Source organism: Streptomyces daqingensis, assembly GCF_014645895.1.
GTDB classification, from domain to species: Bacteria; Actinomycetota; Actinomycetes; order Streptomycetales; family Streptomycetaceae; genus Streptomyces; species Streptomyces daqingensis.
Map to the genome: position 1 here is coordinate 40,759 of NZ_BMMP01000026.1, position 21,731 is coordinate 62,489.

Genomic DNA, 21,731 nt, shown 5'->3' on the forward strand with positions numbered 1-21,731 from the left:
GCCTGGAGGCCGGGCTCGCCGGCGCCCGCCCGCCTTCTGCTCAGGAGACCCGCTGGTTCCAGTGGCCGTTCGAGTACGCCGTGACCTCCTCGGGGGCGGCGAGCCGGACCCGGGGCAGGGCCGAGGGGTGCTCCCGGTGGAGCCAGTCGATCAGCTGCTCGCGCAGGTTGCAGCGGAGCGTCCACAGGTCGTCCGAGGTGCGGGCGGAGACGGCGACGCGCACCTCGATGTTGGTGGGCGTGGTGTCGGTGACGACGAGGCTCCAACTGCGCCCGTCCCAGAAGTCGTTCGCCCGCACGAGCTCCTCCGTCTTCGCGCGCAGTTCCTTGACAGGCGCGGAGTGGTCGAGCTGCAGGTAGACCGTGCCCGTCTGCTGGGGGCCGCCGCGTGACCAGTTCTCGAACGGCTTGCTCGTGAAGTACGAGACGGGCATGGTGATCCGGCGCTCGTCCCACGTGCGCAGCACCAGGTAGGAGACGGTGATCTCGTCCACGGTGCCCATCTCGCCGTCGACGACGACCTCGTCGCCGATGCGCACCATGTCGCCGAAGGCGATCGACAGCCCCGCGAAGAGGTTGCCGAGTGTGGACTGCGCGGCGATACCGGCCACGATGCCGAGGACACCCGCGGAGGCGAGCATCGAGGTGCCCAGCGTCTTCATCGCGGGGAACTGGAGCAGGATCGCGGAGGCGGCGATGACCACCACGACGGCGGTGACCAGCCGCTGGATGAGGGTGAGCTGCGTCTTCACGCGCCGGGCGCGCGCCGGATCGTGCGCCACTCCGGCGTAGCGGGCCGTGGCCGTCTCGACGACGGCTGCGAGGATGCGCAGCGCCAGCCAGGCGGCGGCGCCGATGAGGATGATGTGCAGCCAGAGGTTGACGGTCGGCTGGTCCCGGCGGGCGATGTCGGCGTGCTCGTAGAAGCCGTTGAGCAGCGCGACGAAGACCACCGCCTGCAGCGGCACGCGCCCGCGGCGCAGCAGCCCCCACAACGGGGTCTCGGGGCGCCGGGCGTCCATCCGGCGCAGGAACCGGTCGGTGGCCCAGGCGACAGCGAACGCGAGCACGATCGCACCGCCGAAGACGATGAGCGGTCGAAGCACGTTCTCCATGGCTGGACTCCTAGGGGGATCGGCGGGCACCCACGACGGTACCTGCCACCATGGGCGGGATCCCGGCCTCGCAGCGGGCTGCAGTTGCTATGTGAGGGAAGTGACATTTTGGCCACCGTCGTACTGTTCCACTCCGCGCACGGGCTGAGACCCGCCGTGCACGAGGCCGCGGCACGGCTGCGGGCCGCCGGGCACGAGGTGCACACGCCCGACCTCTTCGAGGGGCGTACGGCGGACACCGTCGAGGAGGCCATGGAGCTGAAGGACGAGATCGGCCGGGACGAACTGCTGATGCGGGCGGTGACCGTGACGGCGCCGCTGTCCGAACGGGGCCTGGTGTACGCCGGGTTCTCGCTCGGCGGCTCCATCGCGCAGAACCTGGCGCTCGCGGACACTCGGGCGCGGGCGCTGCTGCTGATGCACGGGACGTCGGACCTCGCGGAGGACGCGGCCGTGGACGAGCTCCCCGTGCAGCTGCACGTGGCCGAGCCGGACCCCTTCGAGCCGCATGACTGGCTGAACGCCTGGTACCTGCGCATGCAGCGGGCGGGCGCGGACGTGGAGGTCTTCCGCTACCCGGGCGCCGGCCACCTCTTCACCGACGAGGGGCTCGACGACTTCGACGGCGAGGCGGCGGAGGAGGCCTGGCGGACGGCGCTGGGCTTTCTGGAGGAGGTCGCGCCGGCCGGATCCGGGGTGTAGGGCCGCAGGCCGGTCCGTGCGCTCCGGCGGTCACGGCGGCCCCAGCGTGACCGCGGCCTCCCCTCCTGACATGGCGGGGAGGCCGCGGTCGGCGCGATGAGCGTCAGCCGCGCAGCGGTGCGTCGGCCTCTTCGAGGCGCTGGCTGCCGGAGAGGGTGCGGTAGGAGCGGCGCACCTCAGCGGTGGCGTCCTGCTCCTCCTTGGCGGACAGCACGTAGTAGTCCATGTGCGCCCGCTCGGCGTCGATGTCGAGGACTCCGTAGCCGTGCGAGTCCATGTCGAGCCATTTCACGTGCTTGTTGGTGGCCTTCACAGCCGCCTCCGCCACGGACGAGACGGTGTCCGGCGCGACGTTCAGGATGTCGTCGAGGTTGTCGGAGGTCACCGACGTGACGACGAACTCCGTGGCCACGGGGGCGTCTTCGGGGTACGTGGCGGCCTTGACCGGCACCTCGTTGGCGAAGGCCATGTGGATGTCACCGGTGAGGAAGACCGTGTTGCCGATCCCCTGGTCGCGCAGGTGGGTCAGGAGTTCGCGGCGGTCGTCCGTGTAGCCGTCCCACTGGTCGACGTTGAGGGCGAGGCCCTCCTGCGGGATGCCCAGCAACTCCGCGAGCGGGCCCAGGAGATGGGCGGGGACGGCGCCGAAGGCGATGGGCGAGATCATCACCGAGGTGCCGACCATGCGCCAGCGGGCATCGGAGCCCGAGAGGCCGGCCTTGAGCCAGTCCAGCTGCTTGCGGCCCGTGATGGTGCGGTCCGGGTCGTCGATCACGTCGCCGTCGCCGAAGCTCGCCTGCTGGTCGCGGAAGGAGCGCAGGTCGAGCAGGTGCAGGTCGGCGAGGCGGCCGAACTTCAGGCGCCGGTAGGTGGTGCCCTGGGTGGACGGGCGTACCGGCATCCACTCGAAGTACGCCTGCTTCGCGGCGCGTACGCGGTCCGCCCACTCGCCCTCTTCGCCCGGGGTGTGGTTGCCCGCGCCCCCGGACCAGGTGTCGTTGGCGACCTCGTGGTCGTCCCACATCGCGATGACGGGGTGCGCGGCGTGCATGGCGGCGAGGTCGGGGTCGAGTTTGTGGTGGGCGTGCCGGACGCGGTAGTCGGCCAGGGTGAGGGTCTCGTGCTCCGGCTGGACGGTCCGGATGACGTCGTCCTCGAGCGGGTACTCCTCGTGCCCGTACTCGTATATGTAGTCGCCGAGATGCAGGACCGCGTGCAGGTCGTCGCGGGCCGCCAGATGCCTGTAGGAGGCGAAGTAGCCGGCCTCGTAGTGGGAGCAGGAGACCACGCCCACGCGGAGGTTGGCGGCGTCCTCGTCGTCGGCGGGCGTCGTGCGGGTGCGGCCGGCGGGGGAGCGGACCTCGCCCGCGCTGAAGCGGAACCAGTACGCGGTGGCGGGCCGCAGGCCGCGGACGTCGGCCTTGACGGTGTGGTCGGTGGCCGCGTCGGTCGTGACGGTGCCCTGAGCGACGACGTTCTCGAAGCCCTCGTCCTGGGCGACCTGCCAGGTCACTTTCACGGGAGCGCCCTTGCCGGAGCCCGGCACGGCGTCCGAGGAGGGCGTGACGCGCGTCCACAGCAGGACGCCGTCGGGGAGGGGGTCGCCGGATGCCACGCCGTGCAGGAAGGCGGGGGATCCGGCGGCGTGCGCGCTGGGGAGTCCGCCCGCGAGGGGCAGCAGGGCCGCTGAGGCGGCGGTGGCCGCGACGACCGTGCGGCGCCGGGGATGTCCGGACGCGGGTCTTACTCCGGGGACAGAGGTTCGGGGTCTGTTATGGGTGTCGGTCACGGAGCCTGATGTTACGCACAAGTAGCCCCAACGGGCAGGCTGCGGACGGCAGTTCGTCTGCCCGTCGGGGCGGGTTCCGGCCAGGGCCGCGGCCGCGTCCTCCGGCGGGACAAGGCGGGGCCCGGGACCGGCGCCGGGCGGGGACGGCGGCACCGTGCGCCGCCGTCCCCGCCCGGGAGGCTCACTGCTTGGGAGGAGTGAGTTCGACGCCCAGCTTCTTCAGCTCGGCGGGGAGCTGCGACTGCTCGACGTCCTCGCCGTCGATGCGGATGGTCGGAGTCCCCTTGACCTTGCCCTTGTTGAAGTCCTCGACCATGTTCAGCGCCCACCTGTCGTAGGTGCCGTCCTCGACCGCCTTCTTGAACTCGGCGTTGCCCTTCAGCTCCGGCACCGAGTCGGCGACCTTCAGCAGGTAGGAGTCGTCGGCGAACTTGTCGGTCGACTCCTCCGGGTGGAACTCCTTGCTGTACAGCTTCTCGTGGTAGGCGAGGAACGCCTTCTCGCTCACGTTGAGGGACGCGCCCAGCGCGCTGATGGCGGTCTTCGAGCCCTCGCCCCCGACGTTGCCGTCGATCAGGTCGCCGAAGTGCATCTTGATCTTGTACTTGCCCTTGCTGGTCCCGTCGGAGAGGACCTTGCCGATGCCCTGCTCGAACTGGGCGCACGCGGGGCAGCGCAGGTCCTCGTACACATCGACCGTCTTCTTGGCGCTCTCCTGGCCGATCAGCACGCCGGAGCCCGAACTGCCCGTGGTGTTGGCCGGCTTGACGAGCTTCTGCTCCTTGGCCGCCTCCCAGCCGCTGGGCTCGTTCAGCTTGGTGATGCCGTAGAAGATGCCGCCGGCCACCGCGAGGACGCCGACGACCGAGACGCCGACGACGATCTGCCGGCGCATCTTCTCCTTCTTCGCCTGCCGTTCGCGCTCGACCCGCAGACGTTCGCGGGCGGCACGCTTGGCTTCCTGGCTGTTGCGCTTGCTCATGGGTCTTCTTCTCCGTATGACGTCACGCCGTGCGTGGGGGAGGGTGGACGGTTCGGTTCCGGCTCGGCTCGTGCGGCCCGGCGTCCGTGCCGGCGACCGGGCGCTCGCGGTGGCGGAGCCGCTCGCGGGCGCCGGGCGCGTACGCCTGCGAGGGTGCGGGACCCTCGCAGCCCGGTCTCAGGCCGCGATCGTCAGGGCGGGCGGGCCGCGCCGGTGCACGCTGTGCGTGAGCAGCGGCAGGGCGCGCGGCGCCTCGGGGGAGGCCCCGTTCGGCGCCGGCGCGGGGGATGCCTGCGCGCAGGTGCCGCGCCAGGCGGCGAACGCCACGCGCAGCGGCCGGAACGCGGCCACCGAGGCCGCGCGGAGGAGTCCCGCGAGCGCCGCCTCGCCGCGGCGCAGCCAGGCCGCGGCGGCGAGCCCTACCCCGACGTGGGCGGCGAGGAGCAGGAAGGGCGTCGTGGAGGGTGCCGTGTCCCACGGCCCCGGCGGCAGCCCCTCGGACAGGGACCGGGCGCCGTGGCGGCCCTCCGCGGCGACGCGTGCCAGGGGAGTGCCGAAGCTGCCCCCGCCGCACAGCAGGTCCACTCCGACCGAGCGCAGCGGCCCCGCGACGGGACCGCCCGCCTGCCCGTAACAGGTGTGCTGCCCGCTGGTGAAGACGGCGTCCGCCAGCAGTTCGAGCGGGACCAGCAGGGCGGCGATGCGCCCGTAGCCGCGTTCGCGGTCCGCGAGAGCGAAGGCCAGCAGGAAGATCACGCCGCCGACGGCGAGCAGCGGGGCGAGGGGGAGCGGCATCCCGGAGAGCAGCACATGCGCTCCGGCGGACAGGGTGACGCACAGCACGGTGAAGACGACCGCCCGTACTGTCCGTATGCCTGCCGCGTCCATGTCCATCGCCGGGAAAGTGTGCCACGGGGAGGGCTAAGAGGGCCCTAAAGATGCAGGGCTGTTTCCTCCGGCCCTCCCCCGCGGGCCCGTCACGGGTTCCGCAGACCGGGGATGCGGCCGTTGCGGAAGAGGTCGACGAAGACCTGGTGGTCCCGGCGAGTGGTCGATCCGTACGCGTGCGCGAACTCGACGAGCATCTCCGGGAAGCCTTCCTCGTCCTCGGAGATCGCGGCGTTGATGGCGTTCTCGGTGGAGAACGGCACGAGGGAGTGACCGCTCTCGTCGTCCGCTGCGGCGTGCATGGTGGCGGTGGCCCGGCCGAGGTCTCCGACGACCTGGGTGATCGCGTCCAGCTCGTCGAGGTCCGTCCAGTCGAGGTCGACGGCGTAGGGCGAGACCTCCGCGACGAGCTGGCCGACGCCGTGCAGCTCCGTCCAGCCGAGCCACGGGTCGGCGTGGGCCTGGAGGGCGCGCTGGGAGATCACCGTGCGGTGCCCCTCGTGGCGGAAGTAGCCGCGGATCTCGGGGTCGGTGACGTGCCGCGAGACGGCGGGCGTCTGCGCCTGCTTCATATAGATCACGAGGTCGTTCTCCAGGGCGTCGCTGTGCCCCTCCAGCAGGATGTTGTACGACGGCAGCCCGGCGCTCCCGATGCCGACGCCGCGGCGTCCCACGACGTCCTTGACGCGGTACGCGTCGGAGCGGAGACGCGTGCTGCCGGGGAGCGTGGAGACGTACGCGTCGAAGGCCTCCAGCACCCTGCCGCGGGTGTCCGCATCCAGCTCGACGGCTCCGCCGCCGGGCGTGAAGCGGCGCTCCCAGTCGCGCACTTCGGTCATCGTCTCCAGCAGGCCGAACCGGGTGTTGGAGCGGGCGGAGCGCAGCGCGTCCAGTACGGGGCCCCGCGCGGTGTCGAGGGTCAGGGACGGGACGTCCTCGCTCTTGGCGTCTCCGGCGAGGGCGCGGATGCGCTCGCGGTAGGCCTCCGCGTACGCGCGTACCAGGCCGGTGATCTGGCCGTCGCTGAGCGCCTTGGTGTAGCCGAGCAGGGCCACGGAGGCGGCGAACCGCTTGAGATCCCACGTGAACGGTCCGACGTACGCCTCGTCGAAGTCGTTGACGTTGAAGACGAGACGGCCGTTGGCGTCCATGTACGTGCCGAAGTTCTCGGCGTGCAGGTCCCCGTGGATCCACACCCTGCCCGTGCGGTCGTCGAGGTAGGGGCCGGTGTGCTTCCCGGCCTCGCCGTCGGCGGCCGTGGCGTCCGCGTAGAAGAGGCAGGCGGTGCCCCGGTAGAAGGCGAAGGCCGACGCGGCCATCTTGCGGAACTTGACCTGGAAGGCGGCCGGGTCGGCGGCCAGCAGTTCGCCGAAGGCGCAGTCGAAGACCTCGAGTATGCGCTCGGCACGCTCGTCCGCGGTGCCGTCCTGCAGCGTTGCCATGGGTGCCCTCCTGAGTGGGATGCCGCCGGTTCCCGGCGGATCGGCTGACCGAGCAGCAGTGGCAACGTACCGGGTGGCCGCGGCGCGCGAGTACCGGACTGCCGTGGAGGCGGCCGCTCGCACCGTCCGGCGTGCGGCTCGTACGGCGCGCTGCGCCGGAGGAGTGCGCGGGCGTGCCCGGCCCGGCTCCCGGGGCGTACCGGAAGGCAATATTCCGGGGGGAGTTGGACGGTCGCCGGAGCCGGGTGCGCGGACACCGGATGTCGGTGCCGGGACGTAGACTCCGAAGCCGTTCCAGCAATCCCCCCGGAGGTGTCCCGCGCCGTGACCCAGCAGCCGTTCACACATCTGCACGTGCACACTCAGTACTCGCTGCTGGACGGCGCGGCGCGGCTGAAGGACATGTTCAAGGCCTGCCGGGACATGGACATGTCGCACATCGCGATGACGGACCACGGCAACCTCCACGGCGCGTACGACTTCTTCCACCAGGCGAAGGACGCGGGGATCACTCCCGTCATGGGCATCGAGGCGTACGTCGCGCCGGACCACCGGCGCAACATGCGGCCGGTCAAGTGGGGCACCCCGCACCAGAAGCGCGACGACGTCTCCGGTAACGGTGCGTACACGCACATGACGATGTGGGCCAGGGACAAGGAGGGCCTGCACAACCTCTTCCGCGCGCAGTCCCGCGCCAGCCTCGAGGGCTTCTTCCGCAAGCCCCGCATGGACCGCGAGCTGCTCGCCGAGTACGCGAAGGGGATGATGGCCACCACCGGCTGCCCCTCCGGTGAGGTGAGCACCAAGATCCGCCTCGGGCAGATGGACGAAGCGGTTCAGGCGGCCGGCGAGTTCCAGGACATCTTCGGCAAAGAGAACTTCTTCGTCGAACTGATGGACCACAACATCGAGATCGACAGGCGGGCGCGCGCCGGCCTGGAAGAGGTCGCGAAGAGGATCGACGCCCCCTTCGTCGTCACCAACGACTCGCACTACACCTACGAACACGAGTCGGCGGCGCACGACACCCTGCTGTGCATCCAGACGGGCAGCAACCTCTCGGACCCGGACCGCTTCCGCTTCGACGGCGCCGGCTACTACCTGAAGTCCGCGGAGGAGATGTACGCCATCGACTCCTCCGAGGAGTGGCAGCAGGGCTGCCGCAACACGCAGCTGCTCATCGCCGAACGCGTCGACACGGCGGGCATGTTCGAGACGAAGAACCTGATGCCGCGCTTCGACGTGCCCGAGGGGTACGACGAGATCTCCTGGTTCAAGGAGGAGGTCAAGCGGGGCATGGCCCGCCGCTACCCCGGGGGCGTCCCCCAGGACCGGCAGGAGCTCGTGGAGTACGAGATGGACGTCATCATCTCGATGGGCTTTCCCGCGTACTTCCTCGTCGTCGCCGACTTCATCAACTGGGCGAAGGACAACGGCATCGCCGTGGGCCCCGGCCGAGGGTCCGCGGCGGGCTCGATCGTCTCCTACGCCATGGGCATCACCGACCTCGACCCCGTGACGCACGGGCTGATCTTCGAGCGCTTCCTCAACCCCGAGCGCGTCACCATGCCCGACGTCGACATCGACTTCGACGAGCGCAGGCGCGGCGACGTGATCCGGTACGTGACGGAGAAGTACGGCGCCGACAAGGTCGCCATGATCGGCACGTACGGCACCATCAAGGCCAAGAACGCCATCAAGGACTCGGCCCGCGTGCTGGGCTACCCGTACGCGATGGGGGACCGGATCACCAAGGCGATGCCGGCGGACGTCCTCGGCAAGGGCCTCCCGCTGTCGGGCATCACCGACAAGGACCACCCCCGCTACAGCGAGGCGGGCGAGATCCGCTCGATGTACGAGAACGAGCCGGACGTCACCAAGGTGATCGACGCGGCCCGCGGCATCGAGGGCCTGGTGCGGCAGATGGGCGTGCACGCGGCGGGCGTGATCATGTCCAGCGAGAAGCTGATCGACCACGTCCCGGTCTTCTCCCCGAAGAACGACGGCGTCGTCGTGACGCAGTGGGACTACCCCAGCTGTGAGGCGCTGGGCCTGCTGAAGATGGACTTCCTCGGCCTGCGCAACCTCACGATCATGGACGACGCGGTCAAGATGATCCGCAAGAACAAGGACGTCGACCTCAAGCTCCTCGATCTGCCGCTCGACGACCCCAAGACCTTCGAACTGCTCTGCCGTGGCGACACGTTGGGCGTGTTCCAGTTCGACGGCGGCCCCATGCGCTCCCTGCTGCGCATGATGAAGCCCGACAACTTCGAGGACATCTCCGCCGTCTCCGCGCTGTACCGGCCAGGCCCCATGGGCATGAACAGCCACATCAACTACGCGCTGCGCAAGAACGGCCAGCAGGAGATCACCCCGATCCACCCGGAGCTGGAGGAGCCCCTCAAAGAGGTCCTCGACATCACCTACGGCCTGATCGTCTATCAGGAGCAGGTGCAGAAGGCGGCCCAGGTGCTGGCGGGTTACTCCCTCGGCCAGGCCGACCTGCTCCGCCGCGCGATGGGCAAGAAGAAGAAGGAGGTTCTCGACAAGGAGTTCGTGAACTTCCAGAAGGGCATGCGCGACAACGGCTACTCGGACGAGGCGGTCCAGGCCGTGTGGGACGTCCTGGTGCCGTTCGCCGGCTACGCCTTCAACAAGGCGCACTCCTCGGCGTACGGCCTGGTCACCTACTGGACGGCCTACCTGAAGGCCAACTACCCCGCGGAGTACATGTCGGCGCTGCTCACCTCGGTGCGCGACGACAAGGACAAGTCGGCGGTCTACCTCAACGAGTGCCGCAAGATGGGCATCAGGGTCCTGCCGCCGGACGTCAACGAGTCGGTGGCCAACTTCACCTCGCGCGACGACCAGACCATCGTCTTCGGCCTGACCGCGGTGCGGAACGTCGGGCAGAACGTGGTCGACTCGATCGTCAAGTGCCGCAAGGCCAAGGGCAAGTACTCCTCCTTCCCCGACTTCCTGGACAAGGTGGAGGCGGTCGTCTGCAACAAGCGCACCGTCGAGTCGCTGATCAAGGCGGGCGCCTTCGACGAGATGGGGCACACCCGCAAGGGGCTCACGGCGCAGTTCGAGCCGATGATCGACAACGTCGTGCAGGTCAAACGCAAGGAGGCCGAGGGCCAGTTCGACCTGTTCGGCGACCTCGGCGGCGACGACGGCGACGACTCCCCGGGCTTCGGTCTCGACGTCACCTTCTCCGAGGAGGAATGGGAGAAGACCTACCTGCTCGCCCAGGAGCGGGAGATGCTCGGCCTGTACGTCTCCGACCACCCGCTCTTCGGCCTGGAGCACGTCCTGAACGACAGGGCGGACGCGGCGATCGCCCAACTCACCGGCGGCGACTACTCCGACGGTGCGATCGTCACCATCGGCGGCATCATCTCCGGGCTGCAGCGCAAGATGACCAAGCAGGGCAACGCCTGGGCCATCGCCACCGTCGAGGACCTGGCCGGCTCGATCGACTGCATGTTCTTCCCGGCGACCTACCAGCTGGTCTCCACCCAACTGGTCGAGGACGCCGTGGTCTTCGTTAAGGGACGTCTCGACAAGCGGGAGGACGTCCCCCGGCTGGTCGGGATGGAGCTGATGATCCCGGACCTGAGCGAGGCGTCCGCCAGCGCGCCCGTGACGATCACCATCCCCACGGTGAAGATCACACCACCGCTGGTGGAGAAGCTGGGCGAAGTGCTCACCCACCACCGCGGATCGAGCGAGGTGCGGGTCCGCCTCCAGGGGACGCGCAAGACGACGGTCCTCCGGCTGGACCGCCACCGCGTCACACCCGACCCGGCTCTCTTCGGAGACCTCAAGGAGCTGCTCGGCCCCTCCTGCATGGCGGGCTGAGCGGCAGGAACGGGAGGAGGGCGGCCCCGGGGCTGGGGCCGCCCTCTCCTTCGTGCGCGCCGACGTGCGGTGCCCAAGGGCACAGTGGTTTCAGTCTGACTTCGCTGACCTCTGTCCCGGCAGGGTCAGTTGTGGCCGAAGCGCCGCTGGTGCTTGCGTGCCACGTCTGCGGGGCTCGCCGTCCTTCCCGGCGACGGACGCTGCTGCCGGCCCTCTGCGGCACCGTCCTGGCTCGCTCCCTGATCGCGGTCGGCGGCCTCGGCCTTTCTCTGACTGCGGTCTTGGTTCCTGCCCTTGGTCATGATCGCCTCCTGGGGACCGTTGAACGTTGGGCCGAAATCAGCCTGGCATGCGGGAAACAAGCGCGCATTTCGAACAATCGGCGCGAGTGAGGCGCCTCTTCGCATTTCCATATCCGCACCACTCCGCTGTCGCCACGCCGATGAACGGGGCCCGGCTGAATAGCCCTGTACGGTCGGGCAGACTCGAAGGAAACGCAGCCTCGGCTGTGCTCGTGACCGAGAGTGGGTGGAACGTGGATCGCTGCGTCGTCCTGGTGGATGCCGGGTACCTGTTGGGCGCCGCCGCGAGTCTCCTGGCGGGTGAGCCGATGCGCTCCCGGATCAGCGTGGACCATGCGGCCCTGATCCGCGGACTGCGCGATCGGGCCGAAGCCGACACCCAGTGCGACCTGCTGCGGATCTACTGGTTCGACGGTGCCCCGGACAGGGTTCCGCAGCCCGAGCACCGCAGGCTCCGCGTGATGCCGCGCGTGACGGTGAGGCTCGGCGCTCTGACGCGGAGCGACGGCCGGTGGGCCCAGAAGGGCGTCGACGCGGCCATGCACGCCGAGCTCACCGAACTGGCCCGCAACCGGGCCTGCTCCGACATCGTGCTCGTCACCGGCGACGGGGACCTGCTGCCCGGCCTGATGTCCGCGAAGGAGCACGGCGTCGCGGTGCACCTGTGGGCCGTTCAGGCGGCCGACGGCGACTACAACCAGTCGGAGGACCTGGTCGCCGAGGCCGACGAGCGGCGCGTACTGGACCGCAGCTGGATCACCGAGGCCGTACGGGCCACCGAGCCGCCCGGCGTCTGCGCGCCGCAGTCCGCCTCCCGTCCGGAGATCGCCGCGATCCTCTCGGCGCCGCTGCCGGAGACGGCGAAGAACGGCAACGCGCCTTCCGCCCAGGCCCCGCCCACCCCGCAGGGCCAGGCCGTCCCGGCGGCCACACCCGCGGCGCCGGAGCCCGAGACGCCCGCCGACGCCGTCCCGGCGCCGCCCGCCGGAAGCGAACCGCAGGACGAGAGCGCGAGTACGGGCAGGAACGCCGCCGGAGTGCCCACGCCCAAGGACCTCGCGGGCCTCGCCCGCCCCCAGCCCGGGGGCGGAGGGCAGGCCACGCCGCCGGGAGCGACGCTGCGCTGGTCCTCGGAGCGGGGCTGGGTGGAGCGCGGAACGCCCGGAGAGAGCCCGGAGATCGCCGCCCTGCCCACCCTCGCCCAGCTCACGACCGCGGAGCAGCGCTGGGCGGACCGCGAGGAGGACATCACCGCCGTCAGCGGTGACCCGTTCGAGGTCGGCCAGGTCTTCGCCCGCCGCTGGCTGGAGCGGCTCTCCGCGTCCGCGAACGTCCAGACCCTCGCCGGGGAGTACCCGCGCATCCCGCACCGCATCGACGGTGAGCTGCTGCGCTATGCCGCCCGTTTCGGGCTGCTCGCACACAAGGACGACCAGATCGACGAGCACGACCGCTACGCGATCCGGGCCGGATTCTGGCGCGAGATCGACGCCCCCGTGGCGGGGCAGCAGGCCCCCGCCGAGGACGCCCCGGTCTCCGACTGAGCGGCCGCCGCCCCCTCCCGGTCCGCCGCCGCAAGGCCCGTTGTCCGCCGCCCGGCGCCGCAGCGTAGGCTCGTCGCTCGTGGGAACCGGCACGCGGCAGCAGCAAGTCAACAGCGTCGACGAACGGACGCGGGACGCCGTGCGCATAACCGGCCTAATCAAGACCTACCCCGCGGCCAGGGGCCGCCGGGGCGAGCCGCCCGCACCGCCCGTACGCGCCTGCGACGGTGTCGACCTCCGCGTCCGGCCGGGCGAGGTCTTCGGACTGCTCGGCCCGAACGGGGCGGGGAAGTCGACCGTCGTCAGGCAGCTCACCGGTCTGCTGCGCCCCGACGCGGGCGCTGTCGAAGTGCTCGGCCACGATCTCGTACGCCATCCGGAACGGGCAGCCAGGCTGCTCGCCTACCTCGGCCAGGAGTCCAGCGCCCTCGACGAGCTGACGGTCGCGCTCGCCGCGGAGACCACGGGCCGGCTGCGCGGTCTCGGCACCGCCGCCGCGCGCCGGGAACGCGACGCCGTTCTGGAGGAACTGGGCCTCGCGAAGATCGCCGGGCGCCCCCTGAAGAAGCTCTCCGGCGGGCAGCGCCGGCTGGCGTGCGTCGCGGCGGCGCTCGTCGGCAGGCGGCCGCTGCTCGTACTCGACGAGCCGACCACCGGCATGGACCCCGTGGCGCGCCGTGCGGTGTGGGCGGCCGTCGACCGCCGGCGCTCCGAGGACGGAGCGACCGTCGTGCTCGTGACGCACAACGTCATCGAGGCCGAGACGGTGCTGGACAGGGTGGCCGTGCTCGACCGCGGCCGGGTGATCGCGTGTGACACTCCCGGCGGGCTGAAGTCGCTGGTGGGCGACGACGTACGGCTGGACCTGGTCTGGCGGGACAGTCCGCCGCTCGACGTCCCGCGGCTCGCCGGACTGGCGGAGCGCGCCACCGTCTCCGGGCGCCGCTGGACGCTGCGCATGACGCCGGAGGACGCACGCGAGGCGGTCTCCGTCGTGACGACCGGTCCGGCTTTCGCTGCGTTGGACGACTTCTCGCTGGCCACGCCCAGCCTGGAGGACGTGTACCTGTCGCTGGGCGGCAGCGGGGAAGGTCTGGTGAAGCTGTGAGCACGGCCGCGACATCGCGGGCTGCACGCTCGGCCCGGGGGGACGCCCGGGCCGACCGGTCGGGACGAGCGGACGGAGCGGGACGGGAGAAGCCCGCGGACGGGCAGGTGCCCGCCGCCCGGCCGGCCCCCGACCCGGACGCGGCGGCCGTGGCCGCGGCGCTGCCCGACGCGTCCGGCGCGCAGCCCGCGCCGCTGGCGCCCCGCGCCCGGCTGTGGCCCTCGCTGGGCGCCGTCTACCGGGCGCAGCTGTCGCGGGCCCGCGTGGCCCGCATCCCGCTGCTCTTCGTGGCGACGTTCCAGTCGCTGGGGATCATGGTGCTGATGAGGGGCGTCGTGGACGGGGGAGCGGAGTCGCGCGCCGTCGTCGCCGGGTCCAGCGTCCTCGTCGTGGCCTTCGTCGCGCTGAACCTCCTCGCGCAGTACTTCGGCCAGCTGCGTGCCGGAGGCGGACTGGACCACTACGCGACGCTGCCGGTGCCCGCCGCCGCGGTCGTGCTGGGGGCGGCCGCAGCGTATGCGTCGTTCACGGTGCCGGGGGTTCTCGTGACGGCCGTCGCGGGCGGACTCCTGTACCAGCTGCCGCTGGGCGGGCTGTGGCTGCTCGCCGCCGTCATCCCGCTGGCGGGTGCCGCCCTGGCCGGGCTCGGTGCGGCGCTGGGGCTGCTGGCGCCCAGACCGGAGCTGGCCACGCTCTGCGGCCAGCTGGGGATGTCCGCGGCGCTGCTGCTGGGGGTGCTGCCCGGCGGCCAGCTTCCCGCGCCGGTCGCGCTGGTGCGGGACCTGTTGCCCTCGACGTACGGCGTCGAAGCCCTCACACGCGCCTTCGAGGCCCACCCCGACTGGGGTCATGCGGGCCTGGACCTGGGGGTGTGCGCGTGCGTCGGCGCCGTCTCCCTGGCGCTGGCGACGTGGGCCTACCGGCGAGCCGCGGTGCGCTGAGCAGCGGCGGGTGCGCCGAGGGTGACGTCATCTGCCGCCCGCTGCCCGAACACGCGCCCGTCCCTGGCACGATGGCGTCGTGAACGCACCGACGCCTTCATCACCCGATCCAGGACGCCCACCGCGCTCCCACCGCGACGACGGCCGGCGAGCGCGGTCCCGGCCGGCCGGACAGCCCGCAGATCCGCACGGCGCTCCCGGCGGCCCGTACGGCGGTCACGGCCCGTACGGCTCCTACGGCGAGCAGGGCGCGTACGGCTTCCGTGACTCCTACGGAGGCGGCGGGTACGGCGGGGACGCCCCGTACGGCGGCCGGCACGGCGGTGATCCGTACGGGGGCCCGAACGGAGGCGCCGGCGACCCGCATGGCGGCGGGTACGCCGGTGATCCGTACGAGGGGCGGAACGGGCAGGGCGACGACGTCCCGGCGTATCCGGAGTACCCCGAGTACCCGGAGCACAGGGCGGACCGCCCGGAGGTGCGGCGCGAGGTCCTCGACGGACTGCTGTGCGCCCTCGTCGTGACCGCGCTCGGCGTGGGCCTCGGACTGATGTGGCTGTGGCTGGCGCCCCGGGTCCCGCTGGTGACCGTCGACGGTGCGGTCTTCCTCAAGGACCCCGAGGGCGAGGAGGCCATCGGGGCGGACGGCACGTTCGTGCTCCTGGCGATCGGCTTCGGCGTGGTCACGGGGGCGCTGGCCTTCCTGCGCAGCCGCGGAGGCGGCGTCGGCATCGTGGTGGGGCTGACGGCCGGTGCGCTGCTGGGGTCCCTGCTGGCGTGGGGGCTCGGCGTGTGGCTGGGCCCCGACACGGATCTGGTGGCGGCGGCGAAGGCCGCCGGTGAGGGCAAGACGTTCGACGGGCCGTTGAAGCTGCAGGCGAAGAGTGCGCTGCTCGTGTGGCCGCTGCTGGCTCTGATCGTGCATCTGGCGCTGACCGGGTTGTTCGGAAAACGCGACCCCGACCCCGGGGACCCGTACTACCCGGCGCCGGGCGGCGAGGGAGCCCACGGCCGGTAGCGGCGTTCTCCGCCCGTCCGGAGCGCGGAGGCCGTCGGCTCTCGGCGAGGCGCGAGCGGGGTGCGTCTCACGCGCCGCCCGTGCGGGCGATGGGCGCCGTGACCGCCCCGGTGAGCGCGGCCAGGTCGCCCGGGGCCAGCTCGATCTCCAGCCCGCGGCGGCCCGCGGAGACGCAGACGGCGGCGTGGCCCAGAGCCGAGCTGTCGAGAATCGTGGGCAGCCGCTTGCGCTGTCCCAGTGGTGAGACCCCGCCGAGCACGTAGCCGGTCGTGCGTTCGACGTCGGCCGGGTCCGCCATGGCGGCGCGCTTCCCGCCGGCGGCGGACGCCAGTGCCTTCAGGTCGAGGGACGAGGAGACGGGCACGACGGCCACGGTCAGCGCTCCGTCGACCTGCGCCACGAGGGTCTTGAAGACCTGTCCGGGCGGCAGGCCCAGCGCCTCCGCCGCTTCGGCGCCGTAGGAGGGCGCCGCGGGATCGTGCTCGTAGGAGTGCGTGGTGAACTCCACGCCCGCGCGTGAGGCGGCGAGCGTCGCCGGCGTCGCCGCCGTCTGCTGCCGCTGCTTCTTCTTCGCCATGCTTTCCGCCCCGCCTTCGGACTGTCTCCGTCTGCGGCCCGGCGTGCGGACCGCCGTGTCCCACTGCCTGCGGTCAGGGCCTCGGGGAGACCCCTGGACCGCGTGCGAGCGACGAGGTGCCCTCGCCGCGCAACGCCGTCCGGCGCATCCCGCCGTACTGGACGCCGGTGCCCGACGCCCTTCCGGCCGGGCTCAGTTCGGGCTTGTCGGCTCGCGCGTGAGATCCGCCGCAGGCAGCGACGGCAGCTTCCCGATGACGGCTGTCTCGCGCCGCAGGAGCTTCAGTTCGTCCGCCAGCCGCGTCGCCGTGTCAGGTGCCTGGAGCAGCCGCTGCTTCGTCGGGGTGTCCAGGATGGTCGCCGCGGCCACCAGGTAGGAGACGACTGACGGGTCGTCCGGCAGTTCCTGCCCGGCGGCGAGTGTCCGCTCGCGGGCGCTGGCGAGGCGCTTCTGGTAAGCGCGGAAGGCGCGCAGCACACCGGAGGCGAGCGCTCCGGCGCCGTCCCCCTCCTCCTCCGGCAACTCCTCGATCTCGCCCATGAGGTACGGCCCGCTCGCGTCCACCGAGTGGAGCCTGAAGCGGGTGGTGCCCGTGGCGAGCACTTCGTACCCGGCGCTGTCGGAGGACTGCTCGTCCTCGACGGAGGCGTCGTCGACGCCCGCACCGGTGCCGCCCGCGGCTCCGGACGGGGCGGTGCCGGGAGGGGTGCCGCCGGAGCCGCCCGAACGCTCGCGGATGGTCGAGGCGTCGGCGATGCAGCCCACGGCGTAGAAGGACGCCATGGGGTCGGGTCCGAAGCCGGCGGTCGGGTCCGCGCCGGGCGACGGCGCGGACTCGGGCAGCCCCGTCGACGTCTGGGCGACCTCGCGGCCGTCCCGGATGGCGACGACGCCGAACCGGCGAGGTGCGTCCTCGGGGATCTCCAGCAGGTCCCGCATCAGCGCGCGGTACCGCTGCTCGAAGATGTTCAACGGCAGCACGAGGCCAGGGAACAGCACCGAGTTGAGCGGGAAGAGCGGAAGCGCGGTTGTCACAACGAGTAAGCCTAAAGCCTTCGGGCCGTGTCGGGTGTGCCTGAGCGATCAGGGAGTTCGCGGTGGCGGGCGGGACGGACCTGCGGCGGGCAACCGTGCGGACCGTCCCGGGGCCGGTCCGCGCCGCGGCCACCCGGGCCGTGCCGTTCGTACGCGACGCGCGCCGGTACGGCCGCCCGCCTCCCTGCTCACTGGCGCCGCAGCAGCCGCGTCGCCCCCGTCGCGACGGTCGTCGCGAGGACCCAGCCCAGCATGATCAGGGTCGCCGCCACCCATTGGTGGTATCCGGCCGGGTTCCACGCGGTGTCCTGCCCGAAGGTGATGACGGGGAGCAGCAGGTCCAGCGCGTACAGGGGCGCGTTCCAGTGCGGCGACTCGCCGCCTTTGAGCGGGTCGGGCGGGTTCGCTCCGAAGAAGAGGGCGCTCGCCGCCCACAGGACGGCCATCCACAGCGCGGCCTGCGCGGGGCGGTATCCGTAGGCGACCGTCCAGTCCTGCAGGTAGCCCCACACCTTCCCCACCAGCGGCAGAGTCTCCCGGCGGCGGCGCTGCTTGGCGAGGAGCACGGCGCGCGCGTTGGTGTCCTCACCGCAGTTGCGGTACATCAGCGCCAACTGCTCGTAGGGGAGCGGCGAGTACTCCGGGGTGGCGGCCGCGAGCCACTGCAGGCGCTCGCGGACGTTGAAGTGCCCCTCCTTGGGAATGGCCTGCTGGTAGGTGAAGCCCGCCATCCACAGCCGCTGGTCGCGGGGCCAGCTGCCGACGCGGTCCAGTAACTTCTCGACGGCGGCGCCGGAGAGCACGACCAGGCCGCGTTCCGGAGCGCGCGGCGTGAAGTTCAGCTCCGGCGTCTGGATGCGGCGCAGGGAGAGTTCCTGGTCCCGCTGGAGTTCGAAGCGGGCGTTCTCGATGACGAGCGACGAGTTGAACCGCCCGTCGTCCAGCACCATCCCGCCCGTGCACTCGAAGTGCCGGGTGCGCCAGCGGCTCGTGTTCTCGGACGTGAAGGGGACGGGGGTGCCGGCGGCGGGCGTGGCCCCCATGAGCTGCGGGGAGCGGCTGCGGTTGGCGTCGGCGAAGCTGGCGACGTGCTCCACGGTCATCTGCGGGGCGTACAGCGCGTAGCGGCCGTTGCGGTTGCGCAGCACCGTCCCGAACATGTGCAGCGAGCTGCCGATCGTGGCGCCGCGGAGGCTGAACTCGCCGTCCGTCATCAGCAGGCTCGCCTGCAGTTCCTGGGAGACGGTGATGCCGTCGGCGGCGACGGCCCTGTTGCGGCGGCCGCTGCCGATCGTCGCCTCGTTGAGCATCAGGTCGGTGCCGATGGTGGCGTCGGTGAGCTTGACGCCCTCCGGTATGGAGCAGCGGGGCAGGTGCAGGTCGCCGTCGGTGGTCAGCCGGGCGGCCTCGAGGCGCGGTATGTAGCAGTCGACGAGGCGTGCGGTGTGGATGCGCGCCTCGGCCATCCGCACCTCCGAGTCGAAGCGGCACTGCCGCAGTTCGAAGTACGGCTCGATGGCGCCGCCCGAGAGGTCCAGTACGTCCGTGATCTGGGCCCCGGCCAGGTGCAGCGAGGCGACGCGGCCCAGCAGGGGCGGCGGGCCGTGCAGCAGCAGCAGCGAGATGACGCGCGCGCGGACGGTCCGGTCCGGCCCCCAGACGTGGTCGCCGTTGGGGTCGTCCAGTTCCGCCTCGCCGGTGCGCAGGTCGTACGCGCTGCCGTTGAGGAACGCCTGCCACATTCCCCACTCGGCTCTCGTGAGCCAGGAAGGCGGCTCTCTGGACTCCAGGTCCTCGCTCACCGGGTCGCTTCCCCCTCGGTCTGTGACTGTGCTGGTCGGGACGGGTCTCCGGGCCCCCGCCCCGGCGTCCGTCCGCTTCATTCCCTCTCTGTGACCGTATGAACGCCAGAGGCGACGATCGTCTCCTGGGATGCGTATCACTCACTGATACGGAAGCCCGGTGGCCGGAGGCGGTCTGAGAGACTGGATCCGTGATCTCCCGAATCGACCTGCGCGGTTCCGCCGTCTCCTCCGACGGCGGCATCGACCGTGACCTGCTGCCCCGTGCCGAGCTCGACGTCGAGGCCGCCCTGGGGAAGGTGCGGCCCATCTGTGACGACGTCCGGCATCGTGGCACAGCGGCGCTCGTCGACTACGCGCGGCGGTTCGACGGTGTGACGCTGGAGCGCGTGCGGGTACCCCGGGAGGCGCTTTCGGAGGCGCTGGAGCAGCTCGACCCGGAGGTACGCAGGGCGCTGGAGGAGTCGGTGCGGCGGGCCCGCATCGTCCACCGCGCGCAGCGGCGCGGCGACTCGACGGTGAACGTGGTGCCCGGTGGCACCGTCACGGAGCGCTGGGTGCCGGTCGAGCGGGTCGGGCTCTACGTGCCCGGCGGCCGTGCCGTCTACCCGTCGTCCGTGGTCATGAACGTGGTGCCCGCGCAGGAGGCCGGGGTCGGCTCGCTGGCGGTCACCTCGCCGCCGCAGCCCGAGTTCGGGGGCCTGCCGCACCCGACGATCCTGGCGGCGTGCGAGTTGCTCGGGGTCGACGAGGTCTACGCGGCCGGCGGCGCGCAAGCTGTCGCGATGTTCGCGTACGGCACTGACGAGTGCCCTCCCGCGCAGCTCGTCACCGGGCCCGGCAACATCTACGTCGCCGCGGCGAAGCGCCTGCTCAAGGGCCGTATCGGCATCGACTCCGAGGCCGGCCCCACCGAGATCGCGGTCCTCGCCGACTCCTCCGCCGACCCGGCGCACGTGGCCGCCGACCTCGTCAGCCAGGCCGAGCACGACACCGTGGCCGCGGCCGTGCTGGTCACGCCGTCGGTGGAGCTGGCCGAGGCCGTCGAGGGCGAGCTGAAGGAGCAGGTCGCCGCGGCGCGGCACCGAGAGCGGATCACCGAGGCGCTCGCGGGACGCCAGTCGGGCATCGTGCTCGTCGACTCCCTCGAGGACGGACTCGCGGTGGTGAACGCCTACGCCGCCGAGCACCTGGAGATCCAGACGCAGGACGCAGCGGAGTGGGCGGCCCGCGTGCGCAACGCGGGCGCCGTCTTCGTCGGTCCCTACGCGCCCGTCTCCCTCGGCGACTACTGCGCGGGCTCCAACCACGTGCTGCCGACCGGCGGTTGCGCGTGCCACTCCTCCGGCCTGTCGGTGCAGTCCTTCCTGCGCGGCATCCACGTCGTGGAGTACACGCGCGACGCGCTGGCCGAGGTCACGCACCACGTCGTCGCCCTCGCGGAGGCGGAGGACCTGCCCGCGCACGGGATGGCGCTGAAGGCAAGGTTCGAGTGGAAGGTGCCGCAGAGCAAGTGACCGGCATGGAAGCTCTCCCCGTCCGGGACGAGCTGCGAGGAAAGTCCCCGTACGGCGCCCCGCAGCTGGACGTGCCCGTACGGCTGAACACGAACGAGAACCCGTACCCGCTGCCCGAGGAGCTGGTGCGGCGAATCGGCGAACGCGTCACCGAGGCCGCGCGCACCCTCAACCGCTACCCGGACCGGGACGCCGTCGAGCTGCGCACCGCCCTCGCCGCGTACCTGACCGGGGCCGCCGGTATCACGGTGGAGCGGGAACAGGTCTGGGCCGCCAACGGCTCCAACGAGATCATCCAGCAGCTGCTGCAGACGTTCGGCGGACCGGGGCGCACGGCGATCGGCTTCGAGCCCTCGTACTCGATGCACGCGCTCATCGCCCGCGGCACCGGCACGGGCTGGCTGTCCGGCCCCCGCCGTGCGGACTTCACGATCGACGCTCCGGCAGCGGCGGAGGCCATAGCGGAGCAGCAGCCCGACGTGGTCTTCGTCTGCTCGCCCAACAACCCCACGGGCACCGCCGTCGATCCCGAGACCGTGCTCGCGCTGTACGACGCGGCGCAGGCGGCCAAGCCGTCCATGGTGATCGTCGACGAGGCGTACGGCGAGTTCTCGCACCGCCCCTCGCTGCTGCCGCTGCTGGAGGGCCGTCCGAACCTCGTGGTGACCCGTACGATGTCGAAGGCGTTCGGAGCGGCGGGGCTGCGGCTCGGCTACCTGGCGGCGGACCCCGGCGTCGTCGACGCGGTGCAGCTGGTCCGGCTGCCCTACCACCTCTCGGCGGTCACGCAGGCGACCGCGCTGGCCGCCCTCGAACACACCGGGACGCTGCTCGGATACGTCCAGCGGCTCAAGGACGAGCGGGACCGGCTGGTGCGTGAGCTGCGGGCCCTCGGCTGCGAAGTCACCGACTCCGACGCCAACTTCGTCCAATTCGGCACGTTCGACGACGCACACGCCACCTGGCGGGCGCTGCTGGAGCACGGCGTCCTCGTCCGGGACAACGGCGTGCCCGGCCGGCTGAGGGTGACCGCCGGCACGCCCGAAGAGAACGACGCGTTCCTCGACGCGGTACGCGCAGTGACAAAGGAGACCCCTCGATGA

17 protein-coding genes are annotated in these 21,731 nt (G+C 71.7%); 8 read left to right on the forward strand and 9 right to left on the reverse strand.

Annotated elements, in window-relative coordinates; all coding sequences use genetic code 11:
• Positions 1-40: 40 nt before the first annotated feature.
• A complete protein-coding gene (locus IEY56_RS26740) occupies positions 41-1,114 on the reverse strand; it encodes a mechanosensitive ion channel family protein (RefSeq protein WP_189039854.1) in 1,074 nt (357 codons plus the stop codon).
• Between the two features lie 108 nt (positions 1,115-1,222).
• Between IEY56_RS26740 and IEY56_RS26745 the strand changes: the two genes are divergently transcribed.
• On the forward strand, positions 1,223-1,816 hold the full coding sequence (locus IEY56_RS26745) for a dienelactone hydrolase family protein (protein WP_189039855.1): 594 nt from the start codon (positions 1,223-1,225) through the stop codon (positions 1,814-1,816).
• A 103-nt stretch (positions 1,817-1,919) separates the two neighbouring features.
• Here IEY56_RS26745 and IEY56_RS26750 read toward each other — a convergent pair whose 3' ends face one another.
• The 4 genes from IEY56_RS26750 to IEY56_RS26765 form a co-directional block, all read right to left on the reverse strand.
• On the reverse strand, positions 1,920-3,605 hold the full coding sequence (locus tag IEY56_RS26750) for an alkaline phosphatase D family protein (protein WP_189039856.1): 1,686 nt from the start codon (positions 3,603-3,605) through the stop codon (positions 1,920-1,922).
• Positions 3,606-3,786: 181 nt separating this feature from the next.
• On the reverse strand, positions 3,787-4,587 hold the full coding sequence (locus IEY56_RS26755) for a thioredoxin domain-containing protein (RefSeq protein ID WP_189039857.1): 801 nt from the start codon (positions 4,585-4,587) through the stop codon (positions 3,787-3,789).
• 177 nt (positions 4,588-4,764) lie between these two features.
• Positions 4,765-5,481 (reverse strand): hypothetical protein, encoded by a 717-nt coding sequence (locus IEY56_RS26760; protein ID WP_189039858.1) that lies wholly within the window; start codon positions 5,479-5,481, stop codon positions 4,765-4,767.
• 83 nt (positions 5,482-5,564) lie between these two features.
• A complete protein-coding gene (locus tag IEY56_RS26765) occupies positions 5,565-6,917 on the reverse strand; it encodes a DUF2252 domain-containing protein (protein ID WP_189039859.1) in 1,353 nt (450 codons plus the stop codon).
• Positions 6,918-7,241: 324 nt separating this feature from the next.
• On the opposite strand from IEY56_RS26765, the gene dnaE reads away from it, so the two are divergent.
• The gene (gene dnaE, locus IEY56_RS26770) at positions 7,242-10,784 is read left to right on the forward strand and encodes a DNA polymerase III subunit alpha (protein ID WP_189039860.1); all 3,543 of its coding nucleotides are present in this window, start codon (positions 7,242-7,244) and stop codon (positions 10,782-10,784) included.
• A gap of 125 nt (positions 10,785-10,909) precedes the next feature.
• Here the strand turns inward: dnaE and IEY56_RS26775 are convergent, their stop codons facing one another.
• Positions 10,910-11,086, reverse strand: coding sequence for a hypothetical protein (locus tag IEY56_RS26775; protein ID WP_189039861.1), 177 nt, complete (start codon positions 11,084-11,086; stop codon positions 10,910-10,912).
• A 233-nt stretch (positions 11,087-11,319) separates the two neighbouring features.
• Between IEY56_RS26775 and IEY56_RS26780 the strand changes: the two genes are divergently transcribed.
• From IEY56_RS26780 to IEY56_RS29155, 4 genes are all read left to right on the forward strand, one after another.
• Positions 11,320-12,630 (forward strand): NYN domain-containing protein, encoded by a 1,311-nt coding sequence (locus IEY56_RS26780; RefSeq protein WP_229712234.1) that lies wholly within the window; start codon positions 11,320-11,322, stop codon positions 12,628-12,630.
• A gap of 79 nt (positions 12,631-12,709) precedes the next feature.
• Positions 12,710-13,738 (forward strand): ABC transporter ATP-binding protein, encoded by a 1,029-nt coding sequence (locus IEY56_RS26785; protein ID WP_373292197.1) that lies wholly within the window; start codon positions 12,710-12,712, stop codon positions 13,736-13,738.
• Between the two features lie 149 nt (positions 13,739-13,887).
• Complete coding sequence (locus IEY56_RS26790; protein WP_229712235.1) at positions 13,888-14,679, forward strand: ABC transporter permease; 792 nt, start codon at positions 13,888-13,890, stop codon at positions 14,677-14,679.
• 79 nt (positions 14,680-14,758) lie between these two features.
• On the forward strand, positions 14,759-15,697 hold the full coding sequence (locus IEY56_RS29155; protein ID WP_373292198.1) for a hypothetical protein: 939 nt from the start codon (positions 14,759-14,761) through the stop codon (positions 15,695-15,697).
• Between the two features lie 67 nt (positions 15,698-15,764).
• On the opposite strand, the gene ybaK is transcribed toward IEY56_RS29155, so the two are convergent.
• The 3 genes from ybaK to IEY56_RS26810 form a co-directional block, all read right to left on the reverse strand.
• Complete coding sequence (gene ybaK, locus IEY56_RS26800; RefSeq protein ID WP_189039863.1) at positions 15,765-16,274, reverse strand: Cys-tRNA(Pro) deacylase; 510 nt, start codon at positions 16,272-16,274, stop codon at positions 15,765-15,767.
• 192 nt (positions 16,275-16,466) lie between these two features.
• A complete protein-coding gene (locus IEY56_RS26805) occupies positions 16,467-17,309 on the reverse strand; it encodes an LON peptidase substrate-binding domain-containing protein (RefSeq protein WP_189039864.1) in 843 nt (280 codons plus the stop codon).
• Positions 17,310-17,497: 188 nt separating this feature from the next.
• A complete protein-coding gene (locus IEY56_RS26810; protein WP_189039865.1) occupies positions 17,498-19,111 on the reverse strand; it encodes an oxidoreductase in 1,614 nt (537 codons plus the stop codon).
• Positions 19,112-19,302: 191 nt separating this feature from the next.
• Between IEY56_RS26810 and hisD the strand changes: the two genes are divergently transcribed.
• The gene (gene hisD / locus IEY56_RS26815; RefSeq protein WP_189039866.1) at positions 19,303-20,628 is read left to right on the forward strand and encodes a histidinol dehydrogenase; all 1,326 of its coding nucleotides are present in this window, start codon (positions 19,303-19,305) and stop codon (positions 20,626-20,628) included.
• A gap of 5 nt (positions 20,629-20,633) precedes the next feature.
• Positions 20,634-21,731 carry a histidinol-phosphate transaminase gene (locus IEY56_RS26820; RefSeq protein ID WP_373292201.1) on the forward strand — a complete coding sequence of 366 codons (1,098 nt, stop codon included), beginning with the start codon at positions 20,634-20,636 and terminating at the stop codon, positions 21,729-21,731.